Origin of the sequence: Peptostreptococcus anaerobius 653-L (assembly GCF_000178095.1) — a bacterium.
Lineage (GTDB): Bacteria > Bacillota > Clostridia > Peptostreptococcales > Peptostreptococcaceae > Peptostreptococcus > Peptostreptococcus anaerobius.
This window is the reverse complement of the sequence record NZ_ADJN01000029.1, coordinates 1-9,820: the sequence shown is the minus strand read 5'-3', so window position 1 is coordinate 9,820 and position 9,820 is coordinate 1. Positions and strand designations below refer to the sequence as shown.

The window sequence follows — 9,820 nt, the reverse complement described above, 5'->3', positions numbered from 1 at the left end:
TAACTCCATATTTTTTATCAAATTCACATAGTTTTTGGCGGTAACGCATTTCTTCTGTTATAATAGACATGAGAGGACTCCTTTACTAAATGGTTTTGTCGATATTACTATTGTATCAGAGTTCCTCTCTTTTTTTATTCAATTGTGTAACATATGTTATAGCACATTACAGATGGATGAGTCCTGTTGAATACAGGCTCTCCACCTTGGCGCATAAAAAATAGCGAGTCAGCCGAAACTGTCTCGCTAATAAAGTCTAACTTTTTGGGGTCACATCAGTGAAGATTTTTTCTACCAACGCTAAAATGTGTAGATCCATAATAAGTCTCTATTTTTCAATAACTATTGCAAAATTATATCTTGTTTAAGAAAATATTTTAATTTTAAAGATAAAAAATTCTTCATCCTGCAATGCTTTATATTCTATATTGTAATTATTCAGAATATTGCTTACGATATATAAACCTAATCCATTACTATTTTCCTTATTTAAATCAAATTTAACATCAAATATTTTATCCATATTCGAAATTTTATTGTCACCGTATGAATTCTCTATATATAACCAATCATTAACTATCCCAATATTAATTACCCCATTTACATGAGTATATTTTACCGCATTACTAATCAAATTAGATAGAATAATCTTTAAAGCTGTTTTTCCTATATAAATATTCTCATCTAATATATAATTATTGACAGTTATTTTCTTTTGATTTGCTAATATTTCATACTTTTTTAATATGTCTTCTAATGTATCATTTATTTTCAAATATTCTTCATCATTATTCAAATTTTCTATAGAATGAACTGATAATATTTGAGAAAAATTTTTTGTTAAACTATCAACGATTTCAATACATTCATTAATATAAATATCTCTTTCTTTATATTTTCCAATATTGTATTTCATGTTTTCCAGTATTATTTTAAGACTAGCAAGAGGAGTTTTAAGTTCATGGGATGCACCTTTAAAAAAATCATATTTTAACTTTTCTAATTTAAAAATTTCTTTATTTTTAAATTCCAAATCGTCAATTGTTCTTAATAAAGTAGAATACAAATCATTAATTTGTTGTTTTAATTCTCCAACTTCATCATTAGAGCTAACTTTTAAACGCGTTTTTTTATCAAGTTTCATCATTTTATCAGTAACAATTTTTATTTCTTGTATATTATTTTTTATTGATTTTGCATAAATTAAAGAAATAATAACAGAAAATAAAATTGATATTAATAAGGAATATGGTAAAAATTTAAGGCTTAGATCTTTCGCATCTTTTTGCATATCAGCTGTAGAAACAAATTGTAGATTTGTTTTTTTACCATCATTAAGCTTTATTTCTCTTTCTTCAATTATCAAAGAATTACTATCACTTTCTAAATTAATATTTATATTATCTTTGATTTGTATTTCATTCTTATTATTTTTTTCTTTTATAAATGCTTTTATTTCACTATTCTTAGAATAAAGCTTCAAAGTTTGTTCTATATATTTTATTTCTTTTCCATTCATATTACTAGAAATTTCATTTGCTATATTATGAATCTTTTCTTTTCTCGTCTCCAAATATGTTTTAGGAAAGATAAAAAAAACTAATGAATGAACTAATATAATTATTATTCCAAGAACAGAAAATATTTGTATGAACATTTTTGGAAATATCTTTAATTTTTTCATTTTCTCTCCAATTTATACCCTACATTTCTTATAGTAGTTATACAGTCTAATTGTAATTTTTTTCTAAGTTCTTTTATATATACATCTATTACTCGATCATAAGGAATTTCTTCGCTATCTTTCCATACATAATCAATAATTTGCATTCTTGTCAACACTTGTCCACTATTATCCAATAAACATTTTAATACTTCAAGTTCTTTTGCATTTACATCTATTTCTTCACCATTTATTTTAGCTGTATAACTATTAAAATTAACCGATAGATCCTTATATTCAAACTTATCTAAATGTCCATAATTCTTCTTAATTAAAGAATCTATTCTAGCCTTTAAGACCGGCAATGAAAATGGCTTTTCTACATATCCATCTACTAAATTAGTAAATGCATCAATTTTATATTCTTCATCACTAAATGCAGTCAAGATTAGAATTGGTAAATTGCTTTTCTTTCTAATTTCTTTCAACACTTCTAAACCATTTATAAAAGGTATCTGAATGTCTAAGATAACCAAATTTATATCGCTATTAAATTTTGACAAGGCTTCTCTTCCATCTTTAGCTTGAATAACAGTATATCCAAATTCTGAAAGATATTCACTTATTCCCTCTCTTATCATATTATTATCTTCAACAGTTAATATTTTCATATATACCTCCACTTAAGCCTATACACTTATATTATACAGCATATTATTTGATATTTAAAAGCCAAAAAATTTTTGGTGCTAAAAAGCACCAAAAATTTTAATTATTTAATTATTGTCGATTAATAATTCTTTTGGATTCCTTCTTAATATATTGAATGAAGAAATAATCAATGATACAAGAAGTACTAAACTCATAAATATAACTACATAAATTATGAATTTAGGTAATACATTTATATCTAAACTAGATAATGTCTTGTTAAATCCTTCAGCTTCTGCCCCACCACCTAATTGGCTAGATACAGATTGTCTAGCTATTTGTTTAGCTATATCACCAGTAACCTTATTCAATATATTATTCCCAAGCTTATCAGCTGTATATTGAGCTAAGAAATAAGAACCAACGAATGCGGGGATTGATATAAATACCATCTCAATTAGGAATTGACCAAAAATTTCTAATTTTGATTTACCTAATGATAGTAATACTGCTATTTCTTTCTTTCTAGCATTCATCCATAATAATAATAATAATGAAACTACAACTCCTGCAAATATTAATGAGCCAACAAATAATTTATTTGAAATTGAGTAGATACCTGATATAGATTGTTGTAATGCAGGGAAATTTGATGAACTTTTAATCAAATTATATTCATTCCAATTTATATCTAATTTCCCAAGATCTTTTATTACACTATCAAGATTCTTATCACCTTTTACAAAGAATGTTGCATCTTGGTATACAGCTGTATCTTCTGTATTACCATAAACTTTAGCAGCTGTATTAAGATCAGTGATTAATGTGTTTTCGTATAGTTCTTGTGCAGCACTTACTCCACCGCTATTATGCCCATCGAATAGACCTTTAATTTCTACATCTACTGTTTCATTTGCAGCTTTCTCATTATCAGCGTCAAATAAATTAGATTTTATTTTTATCTTATCTCCAACTTTAAGATTATTTTTTTTAGCTAAATCTTTATGCATTAAGATTTTATTTTTATCTCCATTTTCTAAATGCTTTCCTTCTACTAATTTATATGCTTCTGATACAAATTTTGTTTCTTTTGATGAGTCGTTAACTCCAGTTAACATAACTGTTCTTTTAAAATTCTTCGCTCTTTCAGGTGATTGATTTGCAAGAGTCTCTTGAGTTTCGATAATATCATGATCAACTAAATCTGCAACACTGTTTATTCTTTTTACATAGGATTCTATACTATCTGTTTGGGATATCTTTTTAATATCTTCACCTTTTACATTTCCCCCACCTCTAGGTGTTCCCGGATTTACTTGTCTATTTATCTCCATAGAAAAACTATTTGTTATATTAGCAAATGTTTCTTTTGAAGCTCTGTCCGTAGCATCTTTAATAGATAAACTAATGAGACTTAAAGTTGACATAGATAAAATAACTAATATAATAATTAATGATTTTAAGCTTTTTCTAGTTACATAAGCAAATGCATTTTTTATCATTATTCAACCTCCAAATTCATTTTATTTACTTCTTTCAACTTTTTACCACTTAGTTCTAAAATGATATCCGCAGAATCTGCTACTTCCTTACTATGTGTTACAACTATTACGCATTTATTTCTATCTTTAGCTAATGTCTTTAATATATTAATTATTTCTCCAGCAGTAACACTGTCTAGATTACCAGTAGGCTCATCAGCTAGTATTATTGGAGCATCTGATACCAATGCTCTGGCAATAGCTACTCTTTGTTGCTGTCCACCAGATAATTTCATAACATTTCTTTTTATTTGTTTTTTATCTAAACCTAGTTCAAACAAGATACTTTCATCTGCTGATTTATTCACCAATCTAATATTTTCAATTGGTGATAAATAGTCTATTAAATTATAGTTTTGAAATACTAAAGATATATTATTTTTTCTATGATTACTATATCCTTTCTTTTCTATATCTTCATTCTTAAACAATATTTTTCCTGTTTTAGGTTTATCAAGTCCAGCAAGTAAGGAAAGAAGTGTAGATTTTCCTGTTCCTGACTTTCCTACTATCGCATAAAACTTCCCAAGTTCAAATTTTTGATTTACCCCTGACAAAACTTTTTCTTTAGAATTTGCATAACTATATGCTACATTCTTTATTTCTAATATATCCATTTTTTTCTCCTAACTTATTTTTGATAATATTTCTTTAGGCTTCTTGATTAATATTAATGAAGAAGCAAATACAACTGATAAAACAATAATACTTATTAATATTAAATAAGTTTGTCCTAGTGTTGTTATATTTGACATAAAACTACTATTATTTATTAAACTTCCACCGGAAATCATTGAGTCCTCTGAGTTAATAAATCCATCTACAATTACTTTTAGTAATACATTTCCTAAAAATAAGGAGGATACTATACTTGGTATCGATATGAATATTAACTCGAATATAAATTGCATTATAATTTGTATCTTAGATCTTCCAATAGATAAAAATATACCTATTTCATATATTCTTTCTCTTAACCATAGAATCAAGATTAATGAAAGAACAACCATCCCACCTAACATAATAGAATAAGTCATTATTTTTATTATATGTTTTATTCCACTCACTGACTCTAAAGACTCTTCAAACGCATTAGAATCTTTTTCAACAGAATACTTTGACTCATCAATTTTAAGCTCTTTCAATTTCTTTAAGGCTAAGTCTGTATATTCTGCGCTACCAGAATACATTAAAATTTTATTTGCGATTTTATTATTTTCTGATTTATTTAATACCTCTTGGCTTGTTGGATAGTCTACAAACACCATATTTTCACTAAAATCAGAAGATAATCCTGTATATGTTTCCTGTTTTTTACCAGAAAAGATCCCTATAATTTTAAATTTATGACTTTTTATTTTTCCGCTTTTTTCAGTATCTAGTAATTCAAGATCAACTTCATCACCTAATTTTAGATTGTTTTGTTTAGCAAATTCTTCATGAACAATAATTGAATTCTTATCATTTTTTCCTATATTTTTGCCTTTTTTAATTGTAAATACTCCACTACTAAATAAAACATCTCTTTTAGTATTATTTGTAGCTTCGAGTGAAACAACATTCTTAAATTCGTCAGATAAATCTTCTCTATTTATTCTTTGTTCTCCGCTAACTACTTTAGCGCCTTTTAGTTTTGCTAATCCATCATATTGAAATATTTTTTCTTCAATTTCTTTTATTTTTTCAATATCTTTAAATTGATTAACATTAAAATATTTACCATCTTTTTTTGTTATTGATATTGAAGAATTAGAACTTTCATATAAAGTCTTTTCTATTTTATTGCTTGATTTCATTATTGTTAAACAAGAATATAAGCAAGAAAGAACTATAGTTAATATGATAAAAATTATTAAAGTTCTATTTCTCTTTCTTGTAATATATGCTATAGCATTTTTTATCACTTTCCTAACTACTCCTCTCTATTTTCTTACTCCGCAGCTAATTGCATCCACTGGACAAGCATTTTTACATCGTCCACATCTGATACACTCCAGATGATTACAATTCTCGACTGGATTTATGTTCATTTGGCAAACTTTTTTACATCTTCCACAATTAATACACTTATCCTTATCCAATCTATATCTAAATATTGAAATAGGGTTAAAAATTGAGTAAATAGCTCCAAGTGGACATATATATTTACAAAAAGGTCTATATATAATTATAGAAAGTAACAAAGTAAGTATTAAAATTACTCCCTTCCAATAATACAAGAAACCTATCGCACTTCTCATACTTTTATTTAACAAAACAAGTGGTAATCCTCCTTCAAGCATACCAACTGGACAAATAAGCTTACAAAAATATGGAGACCCTTGCCCTAAAATATCAACTAAAAATAGAGGAAGTATTATTACAAATACAAGTAATATTATGTATTTCAATTTTCTCAAATATTTATCAAACTTAAATGTTTCAACTTTTTTAAAAAAGGGAATCTTGTGTAGCAAATCTTGAACCAATCCAAACGGACACAGCCAACCACATACAAATCTTCCTATAAGCGCACCTATAAAGAACATAAAGCCAACTATATAATAGCTAAACTTATAATTCGAGTTTCCAATCACTGCCTGTAGCGATCCTATAGGACAAGAACCTTTTGCCCCTGGGCACGAATAACAATTCATGCCCGGAACACAAACTTTCTTTAAGTTCCCACCGTAGATTTTACCAGTCTTAAACCCTTCAAAGTAAGAATTAGTGATTAAAAACCAAACGGATTGAAATAGATGCCTAAAACGATCTCTTATTTTATATTTATCTTTTTTTGTACTACCATTTATAATATTTTTAATTCTATCCAATTCCAATACACTCCATACAAATTCTTATCGCCTTATCCAAGACAACTTTAGTTTCTCCATTAGTATGACCATAGTAAATCATGGCCATACTAATAAAGACAATTACTAAAGATAAGGTACGGCTTTTTAAAAACTTTTTAACCATATACCATTCACCGCTTTACATTTACTTATTTTTTATTTTTGCTAATTCTTTTTCAATTACCTGCTTCCATTCCTTTGCACTCTTTGCTCCAGAATAAGTATCGCCTACAATGTTTCCATTCTTATCAACAAAGAAAGTCTCTGGCATAGCCTGTATACCATTCAATCTACCATTAAAGTTTGTCTTATCTGGCATTAAGAAAGGATATGAAGCCTTTGTTTTTTTCTGTATTAACTTTGACTTTTCAATTGCTTCCTTGTTTTCACCCTTATCATCAACAGTATCTGTAACAACACCAACCATATTTACACCCTTGCTTTTCATTTCCTTCTGAACCTCAACCAAATCAGGAATTTCCTTTACACAAGCTGTACACCAAGTTGCAAATACATTTACCATAGTAAGATCATACTTCTCAAAATCTTTACTTGTAAAATCCTTGCCATTTATGTCCTTTGTTGATAGTTTACGTAAATCTTTAACTGATTCTTTGTTAAATGCTTCTGTATTTTCTAAATCAGTTTTTTCTGATAGAACAAAACCATTTTCAGGGCGTTCTTTTTTATCTATAATTTGAATCTCAGTTCTTTTTAATTCATCCAGAAGATTACTTTCAGATCCGCTATTTGTGCTTAAATAGCAATCGTATTTTCCATCACTTGAAACTCCTATTTTAGTATGAGTATCGCATTTTGTAATTTTAGATATTTTTTCTTTTGATGTATTTTTTTCGAATATACCAATAGTTCCGACTCTTTCAAGCCCATTCTTCCATTTTTCATAACCATCACCCTTTTTATTAATAACAGCATTTTTTTGCTCTTCAGTCATTTTATTGAAAGTTAAAAAAGCATACTTTAGTTCCTTATCTATAGGACTTTGATCATCTAACATCGCTATCTTTTTATCATCCATATACTTTTTAAATTTGTCTGAAAGTTTAAATTTAAGACCTAAAAACTCATAAACATATTCTTTTTTTGTTTGTAAAGTATAATCTGATGGCTTAAAGGTTTCATTTTTATCCTTCTCATTAGTTGACATACCTGCCTCTTCAGAACTTACAGATTGTCCTTGTTTAACTTTATTGCTTTCATTACTTTTTTTACACCCAACTGCACTTAAGCCCAAACATAAGGTAAGTAATAGTAATGCTCCTTTTGATATTGTTCTTTTCATAATTTTTTCCTCCTTAATTTTTACACAATAGCAGTTTATAACTACTTTTAATAATATTGTACATACCTTTTATGAAACGTTGATGAAATATAATTTTTTATTTTTACAAACTGGTATAATAATATAAATATTATGCTTAAAGTTGTTCTTACACGACTAGCATATGAGCAAGCACAGTAAGTGTACGGACACTTACGAAAAAATTGATGAAGCAGCCCTCTGGGATATGCTTCTTTTTTTACGCACCTAAGCACACGAAAGTTCACTTGAGTATTTGAGACTGGAAATTAAACTAACTTAAGAAGAAAAGGCTCTTTTTGAAGAGAAACGAAAGCTATAAGAGAAAGTACAAAAACAAATGGCAAGTCATGGTATGAAAATGAGCAATCTAAGAGAGCTGCTTCTTGGAAAAGCAGACTTCAATTTGACATTGATCGTCTTATAAAACAGTCAAGTATTGGGAAGAATTTATAAAGCAACTCTAAATTTATCTTCCTAAAAAGCCAACAAACAAAGCTTGAATTGTAGCTATAATTGGTACAAGAAAAAATGGAACTAATAAAAAATGTTCTCGAATTGCCAAATGTTTCATCCAATTATTAAACTCATAATCTTTGTGTCCCTCTGTTCCCGGAATAACTATCTTTTCTTTATATTTTCCTTGAAATAAGAGACAATCCAATAACAAAAAATCTCCTGCATTTAATATGCTCCACTGAATGTATCCCATCCAAAAAATATTCCAAAAGCCAACAACTCCTGAATGTAAAAGACTCATTGTCGAATAAACAAAACAGATTCCAACTATGATTATAGTTAATATCGTATTTATCTTTTTCTCTTGTTTTGTCATTGGTTTCGGAGCTATTTTCTGGATAGCCTTTGGATAAGAATCCAAAAAGAATCTTGGGTTAATAAGTACTAAAGAAGCCACTGTACCATTAAAAATAGCTGCTATAGCAATTCCGACAAGAATTGCCTGTATTAAATCCATAAAATCATCTCCCTTTTGCTTTAAAATTCATATTACTTTGTAAATAATAATTCAATATTCCTTTTTATATGCAATCATTACACCAACTGGTGCAAGACCTCCACTTACCAATTTCATTTCAGCTACTGAAAATCCATATTCATGGGTAAAATCTTCAAATTGCTTTTTATTCCATTCTTTATACATCTTAAACCCTACAATAGACATCAGCCGTTTTTTGAATTTACTTTGTTTTCCCTCTTTCCATAAAAAAGTGGGAGCAAACAAAGTGCCATTAGGTTTTAATACCCTATATATTTCTTTCATTGCCTTGTCAGGTTCGGGCATAATATGAAGTGCATTAGCTATTACTACGCAATCAAATTTCTCATCTGTATAAATCAATGAAGTAGCATCAGCTATTTCAAAGACAAGGTTCTCGTATTCTCCATGTTTTCTTGCTTCAAAAATCATTTGTTTAGAAAAATCAGTTGCAATCCAACTTTTCGTATATTTTGAAAGGTTAAAGGATAATTGACCTGAACCACAAGCAAGTTCAAGTACATTCATATCCTTACTCAAATAGGGGTTTATATATCCGCAAACTTTATCATAAACACCTTTATCCTTCTTCATAAAAGAAGCATACAACTTGGCGAATTTATCCCAAAATTTTTTATTACTCTTATCACTCACCAGCAAAACTCCACCCAACAACAAATTTTAAACTCTCTCCGCTTTTAGCATTTCACATTATTCCTTAAAGATGAAAGCTAATTGCAGGTTAGTCTTAATTAACCTAATAATATTTTACCATTTTTAAGTCATTTTTTCTATGCCCGCTTTTCATAGCGA

Annotated in this window: 10 protein-coding genes and 1 pseudogene; 1 reads left to right on the top strand and 10 read right to left on the bottom strand. The window is 28.0% G+C overall.

Features of this window, described 5'->3' with window-relative positions; translation table 11 throughout:
- Positions 1 to 364: 364 nt before the first annotated feature.
- From HMPREF0631_RS03650 to HMPREF0631_RS03615, 8 genes are all read right to left on the bottom strand, one after another.
- Positions 365 to 1,684: a sensor histidine kinase gene (locus tag HMPREF0631_RS03650; protein WP_002843503.1), complete on the bottom strand. Its 1,320-nt coding sequence runs from the start codon at positions 1,682 to 1,684 to the stop codon at positions 365 to 367.
- The gene (locus tag HMPREF0631_RS03645) at positions 1,681 to 2,334 is read right to left on the bottom strand and encodes a response regulator transcription factor (RefSeq protein WP_002843497.1); all 654 of its coding nucleotides are present in this window, start codon (positions 2,332 to 2,334) and stop codon (positions 1,681 to 1,683) included. The genes HMPREF0631_RS03650 and HMPREF0631_RS03645 overlap by 4 nt, the downstream gene beginning before the upstream one ends.
- A 105-nt stretch (positions 2,335 to 2,439) precedes the next feature.
- On the bottom strand, positions 2,440 to 3,816 hold the full coding sequence (locus tag HMPREF0631_RS03640) for an ABC transporter permease (RefSeq protein ID WP_002843495.1): 1,377 nt from the start codon (positions 3,814 to 3,816) through the stop codon (positions 2,440 to 2,442).
- The gene (locus tag HMPREF0631_RS03635) at positions 3,816 to 4,472 is read right to left on the bottom strand and encodes an ABC transporter ATP-binding protein (protein WP_002843501.1); all 657 of its coding nucleotides are present in this window, start codon (positions 4,470 to 4,472) and stop codon (positions 3,816 to 3,818) included. The genes HMPREF0631_RS03640 and HMPREF0631_RS03635 overlap by 1 nt, the downstream gene beginning before the upstream one ends.
- A gap of 9 nt (positions 4,473 to 4,481) precedes the next feature.
- Positions 4,482 to 5,759, bottom strand: a complete 1,278-nt coding sequence (locus HMPREF0631_RS03630; RefSeq protein ID WP_002843498.1) for an ABC transporter permease — start codon at positions 5,757 to 5,759, stop codon at positions 4,482 to 4,484.
- An 18-nt stretch (positions 5,760 to 5,777) separates the two neighbouring features.
- Positions 5,778 to 6,668 (bottom strand): 4Fe-4S binding protein, encoded by an 891-nt coding sequence (locus HMPREF0631_RS03625; protein WP_002843496.1) that lies wholly within the window; start codon positions 6,666 to 6,668, stop codon positions 5,778 to 5,780.
- The gene (locus tag HMPREF0631_RS10475; RefSeq protein ID WP_330360452.1) at positions 6,661 to 6,750 is read right to left on the bottom strand and encodes a CD1871A family CXXC motif-containing protein; all 90 of its coding nucleotides are present in this window, start codon (positions 6,748 to 6,750) and stop codon (positions 6,661 to 6,663) included. Before HMPREF0631_RS10475 ends, HMPREF0631_RS03625 begins: the two co-directional genes overlap by 8 nt.
- Before the next feature lie 84 nt (positions 6,751 to 6,834).
- Positions 6,835 to 7,992: a TlpA family protein disulfide reductase gene (locus HMPREF0631_RS03615; protein ID WP_002843505.1), complete on the bottom strand. Its 1,158-nt coding sequence runs from the start codon at positions 7,990 to 7,992 to the stop codon at positions 6,835 to 6,837.
- Positions 7,993 to 8,321: 329 nt separating this feature from the next.
- Here HMPREF0631_RS03615 and HMPREF0631_RS09690 point away from each other — a divergent pair.
- Positions 8,322 to 8,474, top strand: a pseudogene (locus HMPREF0631_RS09690) (relaxase/mobilization nuclease domain-containing protein); the annotation flags it as partial.
- A gap of 5 nt (positions 8,475 to 8,479) precedes the next feature.
- Here HMPREF0631_RS09690 and HMPREF0631_RS03610 read toward each other — a convergent pair.
- Positions 8,480 to 8,986: a hypothetical protein gene (locus HMPREF0631_RS03610; protein WP_002843500.1), complete on the bottom strand. Its 507-nt coding sequence runs from the start codon at positions 8,984 to 8,986 to the stop codon at positions 8,480 to 8,482.
- 51 nt (positions 8,987 to 9,037) lie between these two features.
- The gene (locus HMPREF0631_RS03605; protein ID WP_002843504.1) at positions 9,038 to 9,661 is read right to left on the bottom strand and encodes a class I SAM-dependent methyltransferase; all 624 of its coding nucleotides are present in this window, start codon (positions 9,659 to 9,661) and stop codon (positions 9,038 to 9,040) included.
- Positions 9,662 to 9,820 lie beyond the last annotated feature (159 nt).